At 74.0% G+C, this 21924-nt stretch carries 20 protein-coding genes; 6 read left to right on the forward strand and 14 right to left on the reverse strand.

Annotation, left to right across the window (positions count from 1 at the left end; all coding sequences use genetic code 11):
• Positions 1–39 precede the first annotated feature (39 nt).
• The gene (locus tag AC24FB_RS02410) at positions 40–1824 is read right to left on the reverse strand and encodes a proline--tRNA ligase (RefSeq protein ID WP_425712973.1); all 1785 of its coding nucleotides are present in this window, start codon (positions 1822–1824) and stop codon (positions 40–42) included.
• Between the two features lie 42 nt (positions 1825–1866).
• Here AC24FB_RS02410 and AC24FB_RS02415 point away from each other — a divergent pair, with 42 nt between their 5' ends.
• From AC24FB_RS02415 to AC24FB_RS02425, 3 genes are all read left to right on the forward strand, one after another.
• Positions 1867–2826, forward strand: coding sequence for an NAD(P)H-dependent flavin oxidoreductase (locus tag AC24FB_RS02415; RefSeq protein WP_425712972.1), 960 nt, complete (start codon positions 1867–1869; stop codon positions 2824–2826).
• Between the two features lie 208 nt (positions 2827–3034).
• Positions 3035–4957: an immunoglobulin-like domain-containing protein gene (locus AC24FB_RS02420; RefSeq protein ID WP_425712971.1), complete on the forward strand. Its 1923-nt coding sequence runs from the start codon at positions 3035–3037 to the stop codon at positions 4955–4957.
• 244 nt (positions 4958–5201) lie between these two features.
• Entirely contained in the window at positions 5202–5990 is a 789-nt protein-coding gene (locus AC24FB_RS02425) for an O-methyltransferase (RefSeq protein WP_425712970.1), read from the forward strand.
• A 72-nt stretch (positions 5991–6062) separates the two neighbouring features.
• Here the strand turns inward: AC24FB_RS02425 and AC24FB_RS02430 are convergent, their stop codons facing one another.
• Together AC24FB_RS02430 and ispG are read right to left on the reverse strand one after the other, a co-directional pair.
• Complete coding sequence (locus tag AC24FB_RS02430; protein WP_425712969.1) at positions 6063–6944, reverse strand: GNAT family N-acetyltransferase; 882 nt, start codon at positions 6942–6944, stop codon at positions 6063–6065.
• A gap of 6 nt (positions 6945–6950) precedes the next feature.
• Positions 6951–8033, reverse strand: a complete 1083-nt coding sequence (ispG, locus tag AC24FB_RS02435; RefSeq protein ID WP_487561384.1) for a flavodoxin-dependent (E)-4-hydroxy-3-methylbut-2-enyl-diphosphate synthase — start codon at positions 8031–8033, stop codon at positions 6951–6953.
• Positions 8034–8297: 264 nt separating this feature from the next.
• On the opposite strand from ispG, the gene AC24FB_RS02440 reads away from it, so the two are divergent.
• A complete protein-coding gene (locus tag AC24FB_RS02440) occupies positions 8298–8777 on the forward strand; it encodes an SRPBCC domain-containing protein (protein ID WP_425712967.1) in 480 nt (159 codons plus the stop codon).
• Positions 8774–9400 carry an ArsR/SmtB family transcription factor gene (locus AC24FB_RS02445; RefSeq protein ID WP_425712966.1) on the forward strand — a complete coding sequence of 209 codons (627 nt, stop codon included), beginning with the start codon at positions 8774–8776 and terminating at the stop codon, positions 9398–9400. The genes AC24FB_RS02440 and AC24FB_RS02445 overlap by 4 nt, the downstream gene beginning before the upstream one ends.
• Here AC24FB_RS02445 and AC24FB_RS02450 read toward each other — a convergent pair.
• From AC24FB_RS02450 to rpsB, 9 genes are all read right to left on the reverse strand, one after another.
• Positions 9390–10703: a M50 family metallopeptidase gene (locus AC24FB_RS02450; RefSeq protein WP_425712965.1), complete on the reverse strand. Its 1314-nt coding sequence runs from the start codon at positions 10701–10703 to the stop codon at positions 9390–9392. The genes AC24FB_RS02445 and AC24FB_RS02450 overlap by 11 nt on opposite strands.
• Complete coding sequence (locus AC24FB_RS02455; RefSeq protein ID WP_425712964.1) at positions 10700–12058, reverse strand: 1-deoxy-D-xylulose-5-phosphate reductoisomerase; 1359 nt, start codon at positions 12056–12058, stop codon at positions 10700–10702. The genes AC24FB_RS02450 and AC24FB_RS02455 overlap by 4 nt, the downstream gene beginning before the upstream one ends.
• Entirely contained in the window at positions 12055–12582 is a 528-nt protein-coding gene (locus AC24FB_RS02460) for a DivIVA domain-containing protein (RefSeq protein WP_425712963.1), read from the reverse strand. Before AC24FB_RS02460 ends, AC24FB_RS02455 begins: the two co-directional genes overlap by 4 nt.
• Positions 12582–13913 carry a dual-specificity RNA methyltransferase RlmN gene (gene rlmN / locus AC24FB_RS02465; RefSeq protein WP_425712962.1) on the reverse strand — a complete coding sequence of 444 codons (1332 nt, stop codon included), beginning with the start codon at positions 13911–13913 and terminating at the stop codon, positions 12582–12584. The genes AC24FB_RS02460 and rlmN overlap by 1 nt, the downstream gene beginning before the upstream one ends.
• Positions 13914–13947: 34 nt before the next feature.
• Positions 13948–14967, reverse strand: a complete 1020-nt coding sequence (locus tag AC24FB_RS02470) for a phosphatidate cytidylyltransferase (protein WP_425712961.1) — start codon at positions 14965–14967, stop codon at positions 13948–13950.
• A gap of 19 nt (positions 14968–14986) precedes the next feature.
• The gene (gene frr / locus AC24FB_RS02475) at positions 14987–15544 is read right to left on the reverse strand and encodes a ribosome recycling factor (protein WP_425712960.1); all 558 of its coding nucleotides are present in this window, start codon (positions 15542–15544) and stop codon (positions 14987–14989) included.
• A gap of 4 nt (positions 15545–15548) precedes the next feature.
• Positions 15549–16256: a UMP kinase gene (gene pyrH, locus AC24FB_RS02480; protein ID WP_425713187.1), complete on the reverse strand. Its 708-nt coding sequence runs from the start codon at positions 16254–16256 to the stop codon at positions 15549–15551.
• 229 nt (positions 16257–16485) lie between these two features.
• Positions 16486–17325: a translation elongation factor Ts gene (tsf, locus tag AC24FB_RS02485; protein ID WP_425712959.1), complete on the reverse strand. Its 840-nt coding sequence runs from the start codon at positions 17323–17325 to the stop codon at positions 16486–16488.
• A 25-nt stretch (positions 17326–17350) separates the two neighbouring features.
• Positions 17351–18358, reverse strand: coding sequence for a 30S ribosomal protein S2 (gene rpsB / locus AC24FB_RS02490; protein ID WP_425712958.1), 1008 nt, complete (start codon positions 18356–18358; stop codon positions 17351–17353).
• Positions 18359–18796: 438 nt separating this feature from the next.
• On the opposite strand from rpsB, the gene AC24FB_RS02495 reads away from it, so the two are divergent.
• A complete protein-coding gene (locus AC24FB_RS02495) occupies positions 18797–19501 on the forward strand; it encodes a murein hydrolase activator EnvC family protein (protein ID WP_425712957.1) in 705 nt (234 codons plus the stop codon).
• A 126-nt stretch (positions 19502–19627) separates the two neighbouring features.
• On the opposite strand, the gene AC24FB_RS02500 is transcribed toward AC24FB_RS02495, so the two are convergent.
• Entirely contained in the window at positions 19628–20599 is a 972-nt protein-coding gene (locus AC24FB_RS02500; protein ID WP_425712956.1) for a tyrosine recombinase XerC, read from the reverse strand.
• A gap of 18 nt (positions 20600–20617) precedes the next feature.
• Positions 20618–21916 (reverse strand): DNA-processing protein DprA, encoded by a 1299-nt coding sequence (gene dprA / locus AC24FB_RS02505; protein WP_425712955.1) that lies wholly within the window; start codon positions 21914–21916, stop codon positions 20618–20620.
• Positions 21917–21924: the final 8 nt, after the last annotated feature.

Genomic DNA, 21924 nt, shown 5'->3' on the forward strand with positions numbered 1-21924 from the left:
ACGGGTGAGCCGCGCCTCGGTCAGGCGCGGCAGCGCGCCTCAGGCGACGACGCCGGCCGCACGGAGGCGGGCGAGCAGCTCGTCGGCGGCGGCCTCGGGCGCCAGCTCGACCCGCTCGCCGGTCGCGCGGTCCCGAACCTCGACCACGCCGTTCGCAAGCCCCCGGCCGACGACGAGCGCGTACGGCACCCCGATGAGCTCGGCATCGGCGAACTTCACCCCCGCCGAGACCTTCGGCCGGTCGTCGTAGAGCACCTCGGCGCCGGCCGCGTCGAGCCGGTCCGCCAGGTCGCGGGCGGCCTCGAAGATCTCCTCGCCCTTGCCCGTGGCGAGGACGTGGACGTGGAACGGTGCGACGTGCACGGGCCAGGCGAGTCCCTGCTCGTCGCTCGTCGACTCGGCGATGGCCGCGAGCGCGCGCGTGACACCGATGCCGTAGCTGCCCATCGTCGGCGTGACGGCCTTGCCGTTCTGGTCGAGCACGGTCAGCCCGAGCGCGTCCGCGTACTTCCGGCCGAGCGCGAAGATGTGCCCCATCTCCATCCCGCGGGCGAGCTCGAGCGGCCCGGTCCCGTCGGGTGCGGGGTCACCGGCGCGGACCTCGGCGATCTCGACGGTCCCGTCGGAGACGAAGTCCCGGCCGGCCACGAGCCCGACGACGTGGCGCCCGTCGACGTCGGCGCCCGTCGCCCACACCGAGCCGTCGACGACCCGCGGGTCGAGCAGGTAGCGCACGGCCGTCTCGTCGCCGCGCGCGTGCTCCGAGCGCGGCCCGATGTAGCCGCGGACGAGCTCGGGGTGTGCCTTGAGGTCGGCCTCGGTCGCCGTCTCCACCTCGGCCGGCGCGAACGCCACCTCCGCGCGGGCCGGGTCCATGGCCCGGTCCCCGGGCAGGCCGACGACGACGATCTCCCGCTCGCCGTCGGGGTGCGTGAGGGCCAGGACGAGGTTCTTCAGGGTGTCCGACGCCGCCCAGCCGCGGCCCTCCGCGTGCGGCACCTCGGCGTCGAGCGCGGCGACGAGGGTCTCGATCGTGTCGGCGCCCGGGGTGTCGACCGTGACCGGCGCGGGCGGCTCCTCGGCATGCTGAGGCAGCTCGGGGACCGGCGTCGTCACCGCCTCGACGTTGGCCGCGTACCCGCCGGGCGAGCGGACGAACGTGTCCTCGCCGACCGGCGTCGGGTGGAGGAACTCCTCCGAGCGCGAGCCGCCCATGGCCCCGGCGTCCGCGGCGACGACGACGACCTCGAGGCCGAGCCGCTCGAAGATCCTCAGGTAGGCCGCCCGGTAGAGGTCGTAGCTGGCGACCTGCGCGTCGTCGTCGAGGTCGAAGGAGTAGGCGTCCTTCATGACGAACTCGCGCCCGCGGACGATGCCGGCACGCGGGCGGGCCTCGTCGCGGTACTTCGTCTGGACCTGGAAGAGCTGCAGCGGCAGGTCCTTGTAGGACGAGACGAGGTCCTTGACCAGGAGGGTGAACATCTCCTCGTGGGTCGGCGCGAGCAGGTAGTCGTTCTCGCGGCGGTCCTTGAGGCGGAAGAGATTGTCCCCGTACTCGGTCCAGCGGCCCGAGGCCTCGTAGGGCTCCTTGGGAAGCAGAGCCGGGAAGTGCACCTCCTGGGCGCCGATCGCCAGCATCTCCTCGCGCACGACCGCCTCGACCTTCGCGAGGACGCGCAGGCCGACCGGCAGCCACGTGTAGATGCCCGGGGCGGCACGGCGGATGTAGCCGGCGCGGACGAGCAGCCTGTGGGACGCGATCTCGGCGTCGGCGGGGTCCTCGCGCAGCGTGCGCAGGAAGAGGGAGGACATCGTGGAGAGCATGGTGGACAGGTTAGGCGGTCGCGGTCGGGCACGATGTCCCCCATGCGTACAGCGATCACCGACCTCCTCGGCATCGAGCACCCGGTCGTCCAGGGCGGGATGCAGTGGGTCTCGGTCGCCGAGCTCACCGCCGCCGTGTCGAACGCCGGCGGCCTCGGCGTCCTCGGGGCCCTCACGCAGCCGACCCCGGAGGACCTGCGCGCCGAGATCGCCCGCACGCGCGAGCTGACGGACAAGCCGTTCGGCGTCAACCTCACGTTCCTGCCGGCGATGACGCCGCCGCCGTACGCGGAGTACGTCAAGGTGATCATCGAGTCGGGCGTGCGCATCGTCGAGACCGCGGGCGCGAACCCGGGCGAGGCCGCGGCCGCCTTCAAGGCCGCGGGGATCACGCTCATCCACAAGTGCACGTCCGTCCGGCACGCGCTGTCCGCGCAGCGGTTCGGCGCCGACGTCATCACGATCGACGGCTTCGAGTGCGCCGGCCACCCCGGGGAGGACGACGTCGGCGGGCTCGTGCTCGTGCCCTCCGCCGTCGCCGCCCTCGACGTGCCGGTCCTCGCCTGCGGGGGCATCGCCGACGGGCGGGGGCTCGCCGCCGCCCGCGCGCTCGGTGCGGTCGGGGTGTCGATGGGGACGCGGTTCGTCGCGACCGCCGAGTCCCGCGTGCACGACGGGATCAAGCAGGCGATCGTCGACGGGACCGAGACCGGCACGCGCCTCGTGCTGCGCGAGCTGCGCAACACCTCGCGGATCGCGGACAACTCCGTGGCCCGCGAGGCGGCGGAGATCCTCGCCGGCGGCGGATCGTTCGAGGACGTCGCCCACCTCGTGTCCGGGGCCCGCGGGCGCGGGGCGCTCGAGTCCGGCGACCCCGAGGCCGGGGTGTGGACCGCCGGGCAGTCGATGGGGCTCATCCACGACGTGCCGACCTGCGGGGAGCTCGTGCCGAGGATCGTCGCCGAGGCCGAGGAGATCCTCGCGGGGCTCGCGCGGGGGTAGGCACGGCACGCGCGCGGTCGGGCATCGGGGGCTCGGCCCGGCAGTGACGCGCGGGTAGCCGCGGGTCGGGTGACACGGGCTGGGAGAGTCAGGGCGCGGTTCACCGGGACGTCGGCGATCCGTCACGTCCCGTTCGCCTCCGCCTGACAGCGTTCCGGTGATCGTTCCGGGCCCCCGGGTGATCGTCCTGCGCCCCCGGAGGAACCTCATGACCCCGCGCCGTCGTCACCTCGCCGCCGCTGCCGGCCTCGCCGCCGCACTGTCCCTCGGCCCGGCCCTCGCGGCGGGCGCCGCCGAGCCGACGCCCGACGCCGTCGAGAACGTGACGATGCTGGTCGGTGAGAGCGAGACCCAGCGCAACTTCTCGTGGCACTCCCGCGGCCTCGACCTCTCCCCCCAGTCGATCGTCATCGCACCGACGGCCGAGATGGACGAGACCGAGTTCCCGGCGGGAGCGCGGACGATCGAGCAGTCCACCGGCGGGCTCGCGGTCAACAAGCCCGGCTACACCTACCACCACGCCACCGTCGACGGGCTCGCCCCCTCGACCGGCTACACGTACCAGGTCGGCACCGAGGACGGCTGGTCCGAGCTGTACACGTTCACCACGGGGCCCGCGTCCGGGGACAGCGTCGACCTCGTCTACGTCGCCGACCCCCAGATCGGCACGACCGACCTCGAGGCCGAGCGCCTCCAGTGGATCGACACGCTCGACCAGGCGTGGGCCACGTACCCGGAGGCCGAGTTCCTGCTCTCCGGCGGCGACCAGGTGGACCGCGTCATCGCCGACGACGCCGAGTACGACGCCTTCCACGAGCCCGTCCAGCTCACGCAGTTCCCGCTGGCCACCACGCTCGGCAACCACGACGTCGCGCACTTCCTCACCTACGGGAACCACTTCAACCTCCCGCGGAACGGCGGACGGCCTGGCAGCGGCTTCAACTACCACTACACGTACAACGGGACGCTGTTCATCCACCTCAACAGCAACAACCTCATCCACGGCTCGCTCGTCGACTACGCGCGGGCGGCGATCGAGCAGAACCCGTCGCAGTGGGTCGTCGTCACGTTCCACCACTCGATCTACTCCGTCGCCACGCACGCCACGGACATCGACGCCGAGGACTTCGGCATCATCGACGGCCGCCGCACGGCGCTCTCCCAGGGAATGTCCGAGCTCGGGGTCGACCTCGTCCTGTCCGGCCACGACCACTACTACACGCGCACGCCGCTGATGAACCGGGGCGTGCCGGTCGGCGAGCCGGACGGTGACCCGACCGTCGGTCCCGACTTCCTCGCCCCGGGCGAGGGGGACGTCCTCTACGTCACCGGCACGACGGCGTCGGGCTCGAAGTTCTACGGGCGCAACGACGAGCTGCCCGAGCCCGCCGAGTGGGGCGAGGTCGAGAACTCGGAGAACGTGGCGAACTACAGCCACCTGAGCATCGACGAGTGCGCGATCACGGTGACGACGCACCGCGCGGAGGCCGCGACCAACGTGTCGACGGGCGCCTCCTTCCCGGACAACAGCGTGGTCGACGAGGTCACCCTCAGCGGCGACGAGACCGCCCCCGCGATCGGCGCGCCCGCGCTCACCGTGACCGCCGGCGACCCGTGGGACGCGCTGACCGGCGTCCAGGTGACCGACAACTGCGACACGGTCGCGATCGAGCCCGAGGTCAGCGGCGTCATCGACACGACGACGCCCGGCGAGTACACGCTCACCTACACGGCGACCGACCGCTCCGGGAACAGCTCGAGCGTCGAGCGGACGGTGACGGTCGAGCCGGCGCCCGAGCCGACCGAGGAGCCAACGGAGGACCCGACCGGGTCGCCCACCGAGACCCCGACCGACGGCCCCGGCGAGACGCCGACGGACGGTCCGTCGGAGAGCCCGTCCGAGGCCCCGACGGACGGTGCGTCCGAGACCCCCTCCGACGACGACGAGCCCGGCCCCACCCAGGTCGCGGGTCCGATTGCCGGGAACGACGGCCGCGGCGGCGGGCGCCACGGCGGGGGCGGCGGGTCGCTGCCGGACACCGGGGCCACTGTCGGCGGCACGATCGCCGTGGCGGCCGTGCTCGCGCTCGCGGGCGGGGCGCTCTACGGGATCCGTCGCCGGATGGCCTGACGCGCGAGGCGGCGCGCTCACCCACCCGATCGTCGAGAGTGCGGGTGAGGGCAGTCGTCGGACGTCGCTCGCTCGTCGAGATTGCGGTTGGGAGCCGTCGTCGGAGGCCGCTCACTCGTCGAGAGTGCGGTTGGGAGCGTTCGTCGGAGGCCGCACACTCGTCGAGAGTGCGGTTGGGAGCCGTCGTCGGCAAGCCCGTTCGACGGCGGGCGTGAGGCTCGGGCGCACCGGTAGCGTCACGGTCATGACCGCGACGCCGAGCAGCTCCGGCCCCACGTCCGACGCCACCGACTCCGACGCCACCGACTCCGACGACACCGTGACCGACGCGTCCGCCTCCGACGCACCCCCGCCGCACCGCTACGCCTCCACCGCCGCGTGGCGCGAGGTGGACGAGTACTTCGAGCAGGCCCTCGCGATCGAGGACGACGCGCTCGTCCAGGCGCGCGAGTCGGGTGCGACGACGACGATGCCGAACGCCGAGGTCGCCCCCAACCAGGGCGCCTTCCTCGGGCTGCTCGCCTCGATGACGGGCGCGCTGCGCGTCCTCGAGATCGGCACGCTCGCCGGCTACTCGACGATCTGGTTCGCCCGCGCGGTGGGCCTGGCCGGCCGGGTCGTCACGCTCGAGCTCGAGCCGGCCAACGCGGCCGTCGCGCGGGAGAACCTCGAACGGGCCGGCGTCGCCGATCGCGTCGACGTGCTCGAGGGGCCGGCGGCCGACTCGCTCGAGCAGCTCGTCGCGGACCAGGTCGAGCCGTTCGACCTCGTGTTCATCGACGCGGACAAGCCGAGCAACCCGCTCTACCTCGCCGAGGCGATGCGGCTGACGCGACGCGGGTCCGTCGTCGTCGTCGACAACGTGGTGCGGGACGGCGCCGTCGCCGACCCCGACAGCACGGATCCGCGCGTCCGCGGGGTGCGCGACCTGGTGGCGGCGATCTCCCGGCACCCCGAGCTCGAGGCGACCGCGCTGCAGACCGTGGGCGTCAAGGGATGGGACGGACTGATCGTCGCGCGTCGCAGGGGCTGACCGGGCGCGCGTCTGCTCACTCGTCGGGCGGAAAAGCCGCTCACTCGTCGAGAGTGCGGGTGAGGGCCGCCGTCAGAGGACGACGGTGGCGTAGGTGCCCTCCTGGCGCATGCCGAGGCGGCGGTAGGTGGCCAGGCCGGCCGTGTTGTAGTCGTTGACGTAGAGGGAGACGGTGGGCGCGACGTCGGCGAGCACGTCGCGCACGACGGCGGCCATGCCCCGCGACCCGAGCCCCTGGCCGCGCCGGTCGGGCGCCACCCACACGCCCTGCACCTGGGCCACGCCGAGGGCGAGCGCCCCGACGTCGGCCTTGAAGACGACGCGCTCCTGCCCGGTCTCGGGGTGCGGCTCGGTGCGGATCCACGTCCGCCCCAGCGAGAGGAGCGAGCGCACGCGCCGGACGTAGCCGTTGCCGTAGCGGGTGGGGTCGTAGCCGACCTCCTCGATGAACATCGCCACCGACGCCGGTGCCACGATCGGCGCCTCGGCCACGGTCCCGCGCCGCACCTGCGGGTCCGGCTCGACCGTCGCGGGCGAGTCCATGACGAGCAGCGGCTGGTTCCCGCGGATCTCGCGCGGCCGCCCCCAGCGCTGCTCGAGGAAGGACCACAGCGAGAGGACCTGCTCCGCGTCGCCGAGCACGGAGCTCGAGGCACGGCCGTGGTCGGCGATCGTCTGCGCGATCGCGGGCCGCTGCTCGGCGGTGGTCCCGACCGGCACGATGTTCGCGCCGACCCAGGTGAGGGCCTCGAGCCCCTGCTCGCCGTCGATGCCGAGCATGCGGGAGCCGGGCGTCGAGGTGTCGAACCGGCCCCCCACCACCTGGACGGCGGCGAGCGTCGAGGTCAGCGGGTAGTGCGCGCACAGCTGCCCGGCATCGGCCGCACGCTCGTGGCCGAGGACGGAGACCGCGGCCGCCGCGTCACGCCGCGCGGAGGCCCGGAACAGCCGCATCCGCGGTCAGTGGACGGTGACGGCCGGTGCCGCACCGGCCTCGTCCTCGAGCCCCATCTCGGCCGCGATGCGGTTCGCCTCCTGGATGAGGGTGTCGACGATCTGGTCCTCCGGCACGGTCCGGATGACCTCGCCCTTGACGAAGATCTGGCCCTTGCCGTTGCCGGACGCCACCCCGAGGTCGGCCTCGCGTGCCTCGCCCGGGCCGTTGACGACGCAGCCCATGACGGCCACCCGGAGCGGGACGGTGAGGTCCTTGAGCCCCTCGGTGACCTCCTCGGCCAGGGTGTAGACGTCGACCTGCGCGCGCCCGCACGACGGGCACGAGACGATCTCCAGCGTCCGCGGCCGCAGGTTGAGCGACTCGAGGATCTGGTTGCCGACCTTGACCTCCTCGGCCGGCGGGGCGGACAGCGAGACGCGGATCGTGTCGCCGATGCCCTGCGAGAGCAGCGCGCCGAACGCCACGGACGACTTGATCGTGCCCTGGAAGGCGGGGCCGGCCTCGGTGACGCCGAGGTGCAGCGGCCAGTCGCCGGCCTCGGAGAGCAGCTCGTAGGCGCGGACCATGACGACCGGGTCGTTGTGCTTGACCGAGATCTTGAAGTCGTGGAAGTCGTGCTCCTCGAACAGCGACGCCTCCCAGATCGCCGACTCGGCGAGGGCCTCCGGCGTGGCCGAGCCGTACTTCTTCAGCAGGCGCGGGTCGAGTGAGCCGGCGTTGACGCCGATCCGGATCGACGTGCCGTGGTCCTTGGCCGCCTGGGCGATCTCCTTGACCTGGTCGTCGAACTTGCGGATGTTGCCGGGGTTGACGCGCACGGCGCCGCAGCCGGCCTCGATCGCCGCGTAGACGTACTTCGGCTGGAAGTGGATGTCCGCGATGACCGGGATCGTCGACTTCGCCGCGATGACCTTGAGGGCCTCGGCGTCCTTGTCCGTGGGGCACGCGACCCGCACGATGTCGCAGCCGGTGGCCACGAGCTCGGCGATCTGCTGGAGCGTGGCGCCGATGTCGTGGGTCTTCGTCGTCGTCATCGACTGGACCGAGACCGGGGCCCCGTCGCCGACAGGGACGTCGCCCACCATGATGCGGCGGGTCTTGCGCCGCGGCGCCAGCACGGGCGGCGGCTGCTTGACGGTCGGGATGCCGAGATTGATGGGGACGCTCACCCGCCCAGTATCGCACCGCCGTCCAGACACGTCCCGCGTGCGAGACCGGCGACACGATCCACGGCGCACGACGACGAACGGCACATGCAAACGACCGCCTGCACCTGGCGGCCGCGGGCTCTATGCTCGACCTGCAACCAGCTACTTGCACAACGTGTCCGTCGACTCGAGGAGCCCGCCATGGACCGCACGCCGCTCGACACCACGCCCGTCGCCGACCTCGACGCCGGCACCATCACCCGCACCGTGCTCGTGCGCGCCCCGAAGCAGGAGACCTGGGAGGCCCTCACGGACCCCGAGGCGATCGGGCAGTGGTGGGGCATGCCCGCCGACGTGCCCGGCGGGATGCGCGAGGGCGCCACCGGGACGCTCGAGTGGCGCGACCACGGCCTCATGCCGATCCGGGTCGCCCGGTTCGACGTGCCGACCCGATTCGACCTCGTCTGGGGCCAGCTCGGCGAGGAGGAGCCCGGCGAGACCGCCTCCCTCGTGCAGTTCACCCTCGACGACGACGGACAGGGCCGCACCCTCGTCACCGTGCTCGAGTCCGGGTTCCGGCACCTGCCGACCGCCGAGCGCCGAGCGGCGATGGACGACAACGTCGGCGGATGGATCCAGGTGCTGGACTCGTTCGTCGCCCACGTCGAGGCGCGGGCGTGACGGCCGGCGCAACGCGCCAGACACCGGGCGGAGCCTCGGGGCAATCGGCGAGCGCCGCGTCCGGCGGGCCGGCGGTGACCGCGGACTCCCCCGGCGGCCCCCGATCCCCCGGCGACCCCGACTCGCCCGCTCCCCTGTTCGCTGCGCTGGCGGACGAGACGCGGTGGGAGGTCCTCCGCGCGGTCGGACGTGCGCCGTCGTCGGCCTCGGAGCTGGCCCGCACGCTGCCGGTGAGCAGGCAGGCGATCGCCCACCACCTCGAGACGCTCGCGCAGTTCGGGCTCGTCGAGGCCGCGCGCGAGGGGCGGCACCTGCGCTACCGGGCGCTCGGCGCTCGGCTCACGCAGCTCGCGACCGCGCTCGAGAGCATCGGCCGCGGCTGGGACGAGCGGCTCGACCGGCTCGCGGCGCTGGCCGAGGCTCGGGCGGCGGACGGCGCCGAGGCACTGCCCGGTGGCGGGACCGAACCCGACGGCGGGGTGGCGCGGGGTGCCGACACGCTGCCCGACGGCGGGGCGGCGCAGGGTGCCGACACGCTGCCGGACGACGGGGCGACGCCGGGTGCCGACACGCTGCCGGACGGCGAGGCGGCGCCGGTCCTCGGGGAGGCCGCTAACCCGTGAGCGAGACCGGCACGACGATGTCCGCGACGACGAGCAGCACCGTCATGCCGATCATGAGGGCGACGACCACGTAGGTGAGCGGGAGCAGCCTGGCGGTGTCCGCCGGGCCCGGGTCGGGGCGGCCGCGCAGCCGCGCGACGAACCGCCGCAGCCCCTCCCACAGGGCGCCGGCCACGTGCCCGCCGTCGAGCGGCAGCAGCGGGACGAGGTTGAAGACGAAGAGGGTCATGTTGAGCGCGCCGAGCAGCGAGAGCAGGTCGGCGAACCGCTGGACGCCCGTGTACTCCGGCGCCTCGACCGAGGCGATCTCGCCGGCGAACCGACCCACGCCCACGAGCCCGACGACGCCGGGGTCCCGCTCCTGGAGGCCGAAGGTGGCCTTGGCGACGTCGACGAGGGCGACCGGGAGCCGCACGATGATCTCCGCGGTGCCCGTCAGCTGCTCCCACGCCATCCCGGGAACCTCGGTGACGGAGAGCCGGTCCTGCGCGAACGCCGGCCCGATGCCGACGTACGGCGTGGGCGCGGTCCCGCCGCCCTCGACGGGGCGCTCGACGACCTCGGGCGTCACCGTGAGCGCGACCTCGGCGCCGTCGCGCTCGACGACGACGTCGGTGGGGACGGCCCCGCCGCTCGCGATCGTCTCCTGCACCTCGGTCCACTCCTCGACTTCCACGCCGCCCCAGCTGACGATCTCGTCGCCGGGCTGCAGGCCGGCCGCGGCGCCCGGTCCCGCGAGGCAGTCGGCATCGCCCGGGGCGGGCGTCGTCGGGCTCTCGTCCGTGCCGCCATCCCCCGTGCCCGCCGACGTGGCGACGCACTCCTGGACCGAGTCGAGGGTGGTGGTGGGCGCGGAGATCCCGATCCCGCACACGACGATCGCGAGGAGGATGACCGACAGGACGAGGTTGACGAGCGGGCCGCCCATCATGACGACGATCTTCTTCCCGACCGGCAGTCGGTGGAACGCGCGGTGCTCCTGGCCCTCGGGGACCTCCTCGGCGGAGATCTCGCGGGCCTCCTGCGCGAGCGTGGGCCGGCCGTCCTTGCGGTGCGTGCGGCGCCCGGGGCGGGCGGGGGCGAACATGCCGGCGAGCGTGACGAACCCGCCGAGCGGGATCGCCTTGAGGCCGTACTCGGTCTCGCCGCGGCGCGTCGACCACAGGGTGGGGCCGAAGCCGACGAAGTAGCGCGGGACGAGGACGCCGAACCGCTTGGCCGGGACGAGGTGCCCGAGCTCGTGCAGGCCGATCGAGGCGACGAGCCCGACCGCGAGGACGAGGACGCCGAGGAGGAAGCTCACGCGGCCGCGACGAGCTCGCGCGCGCGGGCGCGGGCCGAGCTCTCGGCGGCCTCGACGTCGGCGAGCACCGGCTGCGCGACGCCGTCGTGCTCGGCGAGGACGCGCTCGACGACGTCGAGGATCCCCAGGTAGGGCAGCCGCCCGGCGATGAACCCGGCCACGGCCTCCTCGTTGGCGGCGTTGACGACCGCGGGGTGCGTGGCCGAGGCGGTGAGGGCGGACCGGACGAGGGAGACGGCGGGGAACGTCGCGTCGTCGAGGGGCTCGAACGTCCACGAGGTCGCGGCGTCCCACGCGCACGGCGTCGCGACGCCCGGCAGGCGGCGCGGCCAGGACAGGCCGAGCGCGATCGGCAGGCGCATGTCGGGCGGGGAGGCCTGGGCGAGCGTGGAGCCGTCGACGCTCTCGATCATCGAGTGGACGATCGACTGCGGGTGGACGACGACCGTGATGTCGTCGGGCGCCACGTCGAACAGGAGCGACGCCTCGGCGAGCTCGAGCGCCTTGTTCATCAGGGTCGAGGAGTTGATGGTGACGACCGGGCCCATCGCCCAGGTCGGGTGCGCGAGTGCCTGCTCGACCGTGACGTCGGCGAGCTGGTCGCGCGTGCGCCCGCGGAACGGGCCGCCGGACGCGGTGAGGACGAGCCGGCGCACGTCGCTCACTCCGGTGACGACCGGCGAGGTCAGGCCCTTCTCGTGGCGCACTCCCCCGAGCGCCTGCGCCATCGCCGAGTGCTCGGAGTCGACGGGGATGATCTGGCCGGGCCGCGTGAGCGCCTGCGCGACCAGCGCGCCGCCGGCGACGAGGGACTCCTTGTTGGCGAGCGCCAGGGTCGCGCCCGAGGCGAGGGCGGCGAGCGTGGGGCGCAGACCGACCGAGCCGGTGATGCCGTTGAGCACGACGGCGGAGGGAGGCTCCCAGTACGCGTCACCAGGGCCGGACTGCTCCGGCGATTCGTCGAGATTGCGGTTCGTCGCCGTCGAGACTGCGGTTCGTCGCCGTCGAGACTGCGGTTCGTCGTCGTCGGCCGTGCGACCGGGACCGCCGAGCATGCCCGCGAGCTCGGTCGAGGCGTCCGTGCCGGCGACGATCTCGGGCAGCGCTGCGCCCGCGCCGAGCGCGGAGGCGAGGGCCTCACGCACGTCCGCGAGGTTGGTCTCGTCCGCGACGCCGACGACGCCTGGGCGGTGCGCGGCGACCTGCTCGGCGAGGAGCTCGGGCCTCGAGCCCGACGCGGCGAGCGCGCGGACGACGAAGCGGCCGGGCTCGTCGGCGTTCGCCCGCCCGACGACGTCGAGGGCCTGCGTGCCGATCGAGCCGGTCGAGCCCAGGAGGACGACCTCGGTGGTCATGCGCGGGCGAGGACGACCTCGACCACGCGGTCGAGGTACACGTCGACGACGGACTCGTCGTAGGCCTTGCGCCCCTGCGCGGGCGGGAAGGTCACGGCGCGGACGTCCTCGGCCGTCAGGCCGTCGCCCACCCGGAGGTACTCCTCGACGCGGGCGAGGAAGGCGTCGACCGCGCTCGCGGAGTAGCCGGTGGAGCCGGGGCGGACGAACCGCTCCCGCTCGGGGCGCTCGAGGCGCGGCCGGAGCGTCCCGGCGAGGCCCTCGACGTGGGTGCGCCACCCGTCGTCGCCGCCCTCGGCGACCGTGCGCTGCCGGCGGCGGCGCGTGTGGCTCTCCTCGAGGCGGTCGAGCGCGAGGTCGACCTGCTCGGGGTCGTAGCCGCCGGGCACGAGGTCGAACGCGGCCTGCCGCACCGCGGTCTCGTCGATGCCGCCGTCGACGTCCCGGGCGCGGGTGAAGAACTCGTCCACCTGGTCGGTGTCATAGCCGTCCTCGCGGCGCCCGACCCTCGCGAAACCCCTCATCACTGCCGTCCCTTCGTGGGCTGGTCGATGACCTCGGCCGCGAGCTGGCCGCAGGCGCCGTCGATGTCCGATCCGCGCGTGTCGCGCACCGTCGTGGGGATCCCGGCGTCGCGCAGCTCGGCGACGAACGCGGCCTCGACGTCCCGCTCGGACGCCGTCCAGATCGATCCCGGGGTGGGGTTGAGCGGGATGGGGTTGACGTGCACCCAGCCCTTGCCCCGCTTGTTGAGCTCCTCGGCGAGGAGCCGGCCGCGCCAGGCGTGGTCGTTCATGTCCTTGATGAGCGCGTACTCGATGGACACGCGGCGGCCCGTGGCCTCGAAGTAGCGGCGGGCGGCGTCGAGGAGCTCGCCGACCTTCCAGCGCGAGTTGATGGGGATGAGCTCGTCGCGCAGCTCGTCGTCCGGCGCGTGCAGGGAGACCGCGAGCGTGACCGGGATGCCGGTCGCCGCGAGCTTGTCGATCGCGGGGACGAGGCCAACGGTCGAGACCGTGATGTTGCGGGCCGACATCCCCAGGCCGGCGGGGGCCGGGTCGACCATGCGGCGCACGGCGCCGATGACCGCCTTGTAGTTGGCCATCGGCTCGCCCATGCCCATGAAGACGACGTTGCTCAGGCGGGTCGGCCCGCCGGAGAGCTCGCCGTCCCTGCAGGCGGCCGCGGCCAGGCGGACCTGCTCGACGATCTCGGCGGTCGACAGGTTGCGGGTCAGCCCCTGCTGGCCGGTGGCGCAGAACGGGCAGGCCATCCCGCAGCCTGCCTGCGAGGACACGCACAGCGTGGTGCGCGACGTGTAGCGCATGAGGACGGACTCGACCATCGCGCCGTCGTAGAGCTTCCACAGCGACTTCACGGTGGCGCCGCCGTCGGCCTGCATGTCCCGCACGCGGCTCACCAGTGGCGGGAGGAGGGTCTCCGCGAGAGAGTCACGGGTCGCGACCGGCAGGTCCGTCATGTCGGCCGGGTCGTTGGTCAGGTGCCCGAAGTAGTGCCGCGAGAGCTGGTCGACCCGGAACCCCGGCAGACCGAGCTCCTTGGCGACGCCGGCCCGCTCGTCGACCGCGAGGTCCGCGAGGTGCCGCGGCGGCTTCCCGCGACGCTTCGCCGTGAAGGTCAGCTGGAGGCGCTCACCGGGGGCCGCGCCCTCGAGGGCCGGCCGGACCTGGCGGCCGGCGGCGGGTGCGGCTGTGGCGCGCGCAGGATCGGCGGTGGCCGTCGCGGTGGCGGTGGACGTCGTCCGCGTGGGCGCGGTCGAGCGCGCGCCGTCGGACGCGGCGCCGGTCGATGCGGCGCGCGGGGCGGGCGTGCGGGGCGAGTTCTCGGAGGTCATGGCGGGCTCAGTGTCTCACCGACCGGCCCGCAGGTCAGCCCGCGGCCCGGGCGAGCGGGCCGAGTGTGAGGTAGACGAGGGGGAGCGTGAGGATGATCGAGTCGATGCGGTCGAGCAGGCCCCCGTGCCCGGGCAGGAGGTTCGACATGTCCTTGACGCCGAGGTCGCGCTTGAGGAGGGACTCCGCCAGGTCTCCGATCGTGGCGGTGCCGACCGCGACGAGCCCGAGGCCGAGGGCCAGCCACAGCTCTTCCCCGAGGAGCACGGTGACGAGCAGGTAGGAGACGAGCGCGCACGCGAGGACCGAGCCGACGACGCCCTCCCACGACTTCTTCGGCGAGATCGTGGGCGCGACCGGGTGCTTGCCGAACAGGATCCCGGCCACGTAGCCGCCCGTGTCGTTGGCCGCCGCGAGCAGCGCCACGGTGAGGACGAGCAGGACGCCGTCGTCCATCCGCACGAGGAGGACGGCGAACGAGACGAGGAAAGGGACGTAGGTGAGGACGAAGACGTCGGCCGCGGCGTCCCGGACGCCGTTCGTGCCGCGGCGCGCGAGGACGGCGACGGTGACGACGAGTGCGACCGCGCCGGCGTAGGCGGCGAGCAACCCGCGCTCGCCCGCGAACCACGTGGCGGCCACCATGACGACACCGCTCGCCGCGACGGGGCCCCGGGCGATGTCGATGTGCCGCTGGGCAGCCGCGGCCGCGAGCTCGAACGTGCCGACGACGGCGACGAGCGCCACCAGCGCGACGAACGGCTCCGGCCGGAAGACGAGCGAAAGCGCGAGCAGCGTGATGAGGCCGATCCCGACGGGGATCGCCCTGCTCAGCTCGCGGCCCGCGCGGGGGCCCGTCCGCACCGGCGCGGCATCCTCGGCGGAGGGGGCGGTGGTGGTGGGGCCGTTCGTCGTCGTGCCCGTGCGGTCGGGGGTGGCACCGGACGACGGACCGGCGCCGGACGAGGGGTCCGCCCCGGACGCACGCCCGGCGGCGGGCCCCCCGGTGACGGGCACCGGGGCGCGCGGACCGGGCGGCGTCGTCGGAACGTCCATGGTGGCGGCCCCTCGTGGGTCAGACCTCGAGGAGGTCCTTCTCCTTGGCCTCGACGACCTGATCGATCGTCTCGACGTGGCTCTTCGTCAGCGCGTCGAGCTCCTTCTCCGCGCGCGTGCCCTCGTCCTCGCCGACCTCGCCGTCCTTGACGAGGCGGTCGAGCTCCTCCTTGGCCTTGCGGCGCACGGCGCGCACCGAGATGCGGGCGTCCTCGGCCTCGTTGCGGGCGAGCTTGACGTAGTCGCGGCGACGCTCCTCGGTCAGCGCCGGGAGGACGACGCGCAGGACGTTGCCGTCGTCGGTCGGGTTGACGCCGAGGTCGGAGGCCCGCAGCGCCTTGTCGATCGCGGAGGACGCTCCCCGGTCGTACGGGGAGATGAGGACCGTGCGGGCCTCGGGGATCTGCAGCGAGGCGAGCTGCTGCAGGGGCGTCGGGGCGCCGTAGTAGTCCACGAGGATCGCGTTGAACATCGCGGCGTTCGCACGGCCGGTGCGGATGTTGCTCATCCGGTCACGGGCCACCTCGACGGCCTTGTCCATCTTGTCCTCTGCCTCGAGCAGGGTGTCGTCGATCACGTGGTCACTCCTCGTCTGTCTCGCCGGCGGTCACCAGCGTGCCGATCTTCTCACCCAGCAGGGCGCGGGTGACGTTACCCCGGTCGGTCATGCCGAACACCCGCATGGCCAGCCCGTTGTCCATGCACAGCGAGAACGCGGCGGCGTCGACGACCCGCAGACCGCGGGCGAGCGCGTCCGCGTAGGTGAGGTGGTCGAGGCGGACCGCGCTCGGGTCGGTGCGCGGGTCGGCGGTGTAGACGCCGTCGACCCCGTTCTTGCCCACGAGGACCTCGTCGCAGTGCGTCTCGAGGGCGCGCTGGGCGGTGACGGTGTCCGTGGAGAAGTACGGCATGCCCGCGCCGGCGCCGAACACGACGACGCGCCCCTTCTCCATGTGCCGGATCGCGCGCAGCGGGATGTAGGGCTCCGCGACCTGGCCCATCGTGATGGCGGTCTGCACGCGCGTGCGCACGCCCGACTGCTCGAGGAAGTCCTGCAGCGCGAGCGCGTTCATCACCGTGCCGAGCATGCCCATGTAGTCGGCGCGGGAGCGGTCGAGCCCGCGGGCGCTGAGCTCCGCGCCGCGGAAGAAGTTGCCGCCGCCCACGACGATGGCGATCTCGACGCCCTGGCGGTGCGCGTCCGCGATCTCGCGGGCGACCCGGAGCACGACGTCGGGGTCGAGCCCGACCTCGCCGCCGCCGAAGACCTCGCCGGAGAGCTTGAGCATGACGCGGCGCCGGGCGGGGGCGTTGCGCCCCGGGCCGCCGGGGGCGATCTCACCCGGACCGGTCCCTCCCGGGCTGGTCCCGCCGTGCGTCAGGTCGGTGTCGGTTCGGTCGGTCATCGGCGCTGGTCTCCTTCGGGCGGCGCGGCGTGTGCCGGGGAGCGGGTCGATCTCGTGCGGATAGGCGGGTGGCCCCGGACCGTGCGGTCCGGGGCCACCAGTGGTGCCTGGGTCAGGCTCCGACGCGGAAGCGGGCGAAGCCCGTCACCGTGCCGCCCGAGGCGCCGACGACCTGCGCGACCGTCTGCTTCGGGTCCTTGGCGAACGCCTGGTCGACCAGGACGTTCTCCTTGTAGAAGCCGTTCATCCGGCCCTCGATGATCTTCGGCAGCGCCTGCTCCGGCTTGCCCTCGGCGCGCGAGGTCTCCTCGGCGACGCGGCGCTCGTTCTCCACCGTCTCCGCGGGGACGTCCTCGCGGGTGAGGTAGGCCGGCGAGTACGCGGCGACGTGCAGGGCGACGTCGTGCGCCGCCTCGGCGCCCGCCGCGTCCGTGGCGACCAGGACACCGACCTGCGGCGGGAGGTCCTTGGCCGTGCGGTGCAGGTAGGACGCGACCTTCTCGCCCTCGAGTCGCTCGACGCGACGGACCTCGATCTTCTCGCCGATGGTGGCGGCGAGGTTCTCGACGGCGTCCTTGACGGTGCCGTCGCCCGACGGGGCGGCGAGCAGCGTCTCGACGTCGGTCGCGCCCGAGGCCACCGCGGCCTGGAGCACGGCGTCGGCCAGCGCGACGAACTTCTCGTTCTTCGAGACGAAGTCCGTCTCCGAGTTGACCTCGACCATCGTGCCGATCTCGCCGGCGCCGCCGGGGCTGACGTCGATGGCGATGAGGCCGTCGGACGCCGCACGCCCCTCGCGCTTGGCGATGCCCTTGAGACCCTTCACGCGGATGATCTCGGTGGCCTTCTCGGTGTCGCCGTCGGCCTCGACGAGGGCGTTCTTGACGTCGAGCATGCCGGCACCCGTCGACTCGCGCAGGGCCTTGATGTCGGCCGCGGTGTAGTTGGCCATGGGTTCCTCTCTGTGCAGGTGGGAATCAGTTGGCGGTGGTGTCGGTCGAGTCCGTCGCCTCGGCCGCGGGGGCCTCGGTGGCGGTCTCGGCAGCCGGAGCGGCCTCAGCGGCCGGAGCCTCGGTGGCGGGCGCCTCGGCCGGAGCGGCCTCAGCAGCCGGGGCCTCCGTGGCCGGAGCGGCCTCAGCAGCCTGGGCCTCCGTGGCCGGAGCAGCCTCAGCCTCGGCGGCGGGCGCCTCGGTCGCGGCCGGGGTGGCGGCGTCGGACTCGTGCGCGGCGAGGAGCTCGCGCTCCCACTCGGCGAGCGGCTCGGCGTCGTCGGCCTGGGCGCCCTTGGCGCCGCCGTGCCGGACGACGAGACCCTCGGCCGCAGCGTCCGCGATCACGCGGGTGAGCAGGGCGACGGAGCGGATCGCGTCGTCGTTGCCCGGGATGCGGTAGTCGACCTCGTCCGGGTCGCAGTTGGTGTCGAGGATCGCGACGACCGGGATGTTGAGCTTGCGCGCCTCGGAGACCGCGAGGTGCTCCTTCTTGGTGTCGACGACCCACACGGCGGACGGGATCTTGCCCATGTCGCGGATACCGCCGAGGGTGCGCTCGAGCTTGACCTTCTCGCGGTGCATCATCAGCAGCTCCTTCTTCGTGTGGTGGGAACCCGCCACATCGTCGAAGTCGAGCTGCTCGAGCTCCTTGAGGCGCTGCAGCCGCTGGTGCACGGTCGAGAAGTTGGTCAGCATGCCGCCGAGCCAACGGTGGTTGACGAAGGGCATCCCGACGCGGCGGGCCTGCTCCTCGATCGCCTGCTGCGCCTGCTTCTTGGTGCCGATGAACAGGATGGTCCCGCCGTGCGAGACGGTCTCCTTGACGAACTCGTAGGTCCGGTCGATCTCGGCGAGCGACTGCTGCAGGTCGATGATGTAGATGCCGTTGCGCTCCGTGAGGATGAAGCGCTTCATCTTGGGGTTCCAGCGGCGGGTCTGGTGACCGAAGTGGACACCGGACTCGAGCAGCTGACGCATGGACACGACGGCCATGGCTCTTCCTTTCGGTGCGGGATCGCCCGCACGCGTTCGGCCCCGACGCTCGGCGGCGGGGCCCTCTCCGTGGTTGTCGGTCGTGACCGGGTGGCCACGACCCCTGGTGCCTGCGACGTCGGCGCCCGCGAGGCGGGACCGCTGCCGATCGCCCCGCCGACCGAGGCCGTCCGCGCGGGGCGGGGGCTGGTGCGGCGGTGAGCAGGCACGCGAAGTCGACCGGCCAGAGACCGGTCGCCCTGTCATGGTAGCGGAGCGGGACCGGGGCTCGCGCGCCGATCGGTGCGTCGTGGGACTCACGTGACCACGGGGGCGCAGGTGTTTCCATGTGTCGCACTCCTGAGCACGACGTCCCCACAGGCGGTCCCGCGACGCCGCCGTCCACCGGTCGCGGCGATCGCCGGACGCGGTGGTGCGGCGATGCGGTGGCCTGGTGCCATGACCCCACGACGCGCACCCGGTCGCCCCGACGACGACGTCGTCCGCCGCGCCCTCCTCGTCCTCGCCCTCACCGTCTGCCTCACCCTGGTGGGCGCACGCGCGCCGGCCGCGCACGCCCTGCCCGGTGCGCCGTCCCCGCCGGGGCCGGTGGTCGGCCCCGTGGTCGGTCCGGTCGGGGGCTCGCTCTCGCTCGCCGTCGGAGGGACCCCGCACGACGCCGGAGCGTCGCCCGGGGTGGCGACCGGCACCCTTCTCTCGCCCGACGTCGATCCGTCGGACGGGTCCGTCGAGTACGACTGGCCCACCGGTGGCGCGGTCCCGGTGCTCGCCCCGTTCGAGGGGTCGGAGTCGCGGTACGGGCCGGGGCACCGCGGGGTCGACCTCGACGTCCGGCCCGGCACGACGATCGTCGCGGCGGCCGACGGCGTCGTCGCGTTTACCGGCCAGGTCGCCGGGCGGCCCGTCGTGTCGATCGACCACGCCGACGGGCTGCGGACGACCTACGAGCCCGTGTCGGCAAGCGTGTCCGCGGGCGACCGGGTCACTGGTGGCGAGGTGGTCGGGACCCTCGCGGCCGGCCACTGCCCGCCGCCAGGGTGCCTGCACTGGGGCGCGCGGCGCGGGAGCCACGACTACGTCGACCCGCTCTCGCTGCTCGGCGACGCACCGCAGCCCGTCCGGCTGCTCCCGCTCGGCCGGTGAGGGGCGGGCGTCGGGAGCAGTACCGCCGATCGTCCGGGTGAGCCGGGTAGGCGCCCGGGCGTGTTGGGCGCGCGGGCGTGTTGGGCGCGCGGGCGTGTCGGGCTCGCGGGTAGGCCTGGACGGGTGTCAGGCGCGCGGGTGGGCCTGCGTGAAGACGGACCGCAGGCGCTCGGGGCTGACGTGGGTGTACCGCTGCGTCGTGGCGAGCGAGGAGTGGCCGAGGATCTCCTGGACCGAGCGGAGGTCCGAGCCGCCGGCGAGCAGGTGCGTCGCGGCGGAGTGCCGCAACCCGTGCGGGGCGAGGTCGGCGACGCCGGCGAGCGCCGTCGCCCGGTGGAGCATGCCGCGCACGGTCCGGGCATCGATGCGAGAGCCCCGGACACCGACGAACAGCGCCCGCTCCCCCGCGCGCACCGGGAGCGACGGGCGCCCCTCGTCCGTCCAGCGGCGCACGGCCTCGGCCGCCGGGACGCCGAGCGGGACGACCCGTTCCTTGTTCCCCTTGCCGACCACGCGGACCGTGCGCTCGGCGAGGTCGACGGCGCCGAGGTCGAGCGAGACGAGTTCCCCGACCCGCAGGCCGGTCGCGTAGAGGAGCTCGAGGGCGGCGTGGTCGCGCAGGTGGGTGGGGTCGCCGTCCTCGGCGCGCTCGGCGGCGGAGCCGAGCAGCTGCTCGACGGCATCGACCCCGAGGACGGTCGGCAGGTGGCGGTCGGGGCGCGGCGACCGCAGGCGTTGCGCGGGATCGACGTCGACCCGGCCGGAGCGCGCGAGCCAGGCGCCGAGGGACCGCACGGCGGCCGCACGACGCGCGAGGGTCGAGCGCGCGAGCCCCTCGGACCGTTGGCCGGCGAGCCACGATCGCAGGTCCGTGAGATCGATGGCCGTGAGGTCGACCTCGGAGTCGTCGTCGGCGTGCCCGAGGTGGACGAGGAGCGTGGTGACGTCGCCGAGGTACGCGCGCACGGTGTGCGCGGAGAGCCCCCGCTCACCCGCGAGGTGACGCTCGAACCCGGCGAGCAGCTCCCCGCGCGGGACGACCGAGGTGGTTGCGGCGGCCGCGGCGGACCCGTCCGACCCGGCGATCGTCCCCGTCATGGCACGCAGGGTACGCCGTCAGCCGCCGGGACGCTGCCCGCTCCGTCGCCACCGTTCTCCCACCGGCTCGACCCGGCCGGAGAGTTCGAGGAGGCCGAGCGCCGAGCGGACGGTCCTCGTGTCGAGCCCGGCGTTGCGCGCGATGGAGGACTCGTCGGCGGCGCGGACGGCCGGCAGGGCGTCGAGCACCCGCCGGCACGCAGGGTCCAGACCGTCGAGAAGGCCCGGGAGCATCCCGTCCTCCTCCGTCGACGGGCCGTCCCCACCAGGCAGCGGGTCCGTTCCTGCGTCGTCGGTGGTCCCCCGACCGTTCGTGCCGGTCGCCGCCAGGCTCGTGCCGATGGGCAGGGCCAGCTCTGCGAGCTCCTCGGGCCTCGTCACGCACGTGGCCCCCTGCTCGCGCATGAGTCGGTGGCAGCCGGCGGACGCCATCGAGGTGATCGGTCCCGGGACCGCACCGAGCGGGCGCCCCATCGACGCGGCGTGCCGCGCGGTCGACAGGGCACCCGAGCGCAGGGCCGCCTCGACCACGAGCGTCGCGCCCGAGATGGCGGCGATGAGGCGGTTGCGCGAGAGGAACCGGTGCCGCGCCGGGTTCGACCCGGGCGGGGACTCGGCGACGACGGCTCCGTCGTCGAGGAGCTGCGCGAGCATCTCCGCGCTGCCCTGCGGGTAGAACCGGTCCGCGCCGCCGGCCATCACGGCGACGGACGTACCCCCGACGACGAGCGCCCCGCGGTGCGCGGCCGTGTCGATCCCGTACGCACCACCCGAGACGACGACGAGGCCCGCCCCCGCGACGCCGGCCGAGATCTCGGCGGCCGCCGTCATCCCGTACGGGGTCGAGGCCCGCGAGCCGACCACGGCGACGGCGCGCCGCTCGAGCGCGGCCCGGCGCCCGCGGCCCCAGAGGCCGGCCGGCGCGTCCTCCCCCAGGTCGTCGAGGCCGACCGGCCACCCGGGGGCGCCAGGGATCGTGAACCAGCCGCCCAGGTTCTCGATCGTGTCGAGGTCGCGCTCGGGCGCGAGCCGGTCGAGGCGCGGGGCCCACCGCGCGACGGAGGTGGCGAGCGTGCCCCGCCCGACCTCGGCGTCGTGGGGCGCCGCGGGCAGGGCCGTCGCGGAGGCGGCGTGGCGGACCCAGTCGAGCGCCTCGACAGCGCCGAGGACGGCGATCAGCCGGTGCGCCTGCGGGTCGGCCCCCTCGACGAGCCGCGTCCACGCGGCGGCCGCGACGACCTCCGCCGAGCGTTCAGGTCGATTCCCTACCGCGAGTGCGGTTGGGGTTTCTGGCGAGAGTGCGGGTGAGCTGTCCATCGAGCGTG

Source organism: Georgenia sp. Z1344 (assembly GCF_057652375.1).

Bases quoted from the DNA above. Each gene is read 5' to 3' on its own strand.
- AC24FB_RS02420 (WP_425712971.1), top strand. From the start codon at position 3,035: ATGACCCCGCGCCGTCGTCACCTCGCCGCCGCTGCCGGCCTCGCCGCC.
- ispG (WP_487561384.1), bottom strand. From the start codon at position 8,033: ATGGTGGGCGACGTCCCTGTCGGCGACGGGGCCCCGGTCTCGGTCCAG.
- rlmN (WP_425712962.1), bottom strand. From the start codon at position 13,913: ATGACCTCCGAGAACTCGCCCCGCACGCCCGCCCCGCGCGCCGCATCG.
- AC24FB_RS02500 (WP_425712956.1), bottom strand. From the start codon at position 20,599: ATGACGGGGACGATCGCCGGGTCGGACGGGTCCGCCGCGGCCGCCGCA.
- AC24FB_RS02455 (WP_425712964.1), bottom strand. From the start codon at position 12,058: ATGACCACCGAGGTCGTCCTCCTGGGCTCGACCGGCTCGATCGGCACG.
- AC24FB_RS02440 (WP_425712967.1), top strand. From the start codon at position 8,298: ATGGACCGCACGCCGCTCGACACCACGCCCGTCGCCGACCTCGACGCC.
- AC24FB_RS02470 (WP_425712961.1), bottom strand. From the start codon at position 14,967: ATGGACGTTCCGACGACGCCGCCCGGTCCGCGCGCCCCGGTGCCCGTC.
- AC24FB_RS02460 (WP_425712963.1), bottom strand. From the start codon at position 12,582: ATGAGGGGTTTCGCGAGGGTCGGGCGCCGCGAGGACGGCTATGACACC.
- dprA (WP_425712955.1), bottom strand. From the start codon at position 21,916: ATGGACAGCTCACCCGCACTCTCGCCAGAAACCCCAACCGCACTCGCG.
- AC24FB_RS02415 (WP_425712972.1), top strand. From the start codon at position 1,867: ATGCGTACAGCGATCACCGACCTCCTCGGCATCGAGCACCCGGTCGTC.
- AC24FB_RS02425 (WP_425712970.1), top strand. From the start codon at position 5,202: ATGACCGCGACGCCGAGCAGCTCCGGCCCCACGTCCGACGCCACCGAC.
- rpsB (WP_425712958.1), bottom strand. From the start codon at position 18,358: ATGGCCGTCGTGTCCATGCGTCAGCTGCTCGAGTCCGGTGTCCACTTC.
- AC24FB_RS02410 (WP_425712973.1), bottom strand. From the start codon at position 1,824: ATGCTCTCCACGATGTCCTCCCTCTTCCTGCGCACGCTGCGCGAGGAC.
- tsf (WP_425712959.1), bottom strand. From the start codon at position 17,325: ATGGCCAACTACACCGCGGCCGACATCAAGGCCCTGCGCGAGTCGACG.
- pyrH (WP_425713187.1), bottom strand. From the start codon at position 16,256: ATGCTCAAGCTCTCCGGCGAGGTCTTCGGCGGCGGCGAGGTCGGGCTC.
- AC24FB_RS02495 (WP_425712957.1), top strand. From the start codon at position 18,797: ATGACCCCACGACGCGCACCCGGTCGCCCCGACGACGACGTCGTCCGC.
- AC24FB_RS02430 (WP_425712969.1), bottom strand. From the start codon at position 6,944: ATGCGGCTGTTCCGGGCCTCCGCGCGGCGTGACGCGGCGGCCGCGGTC.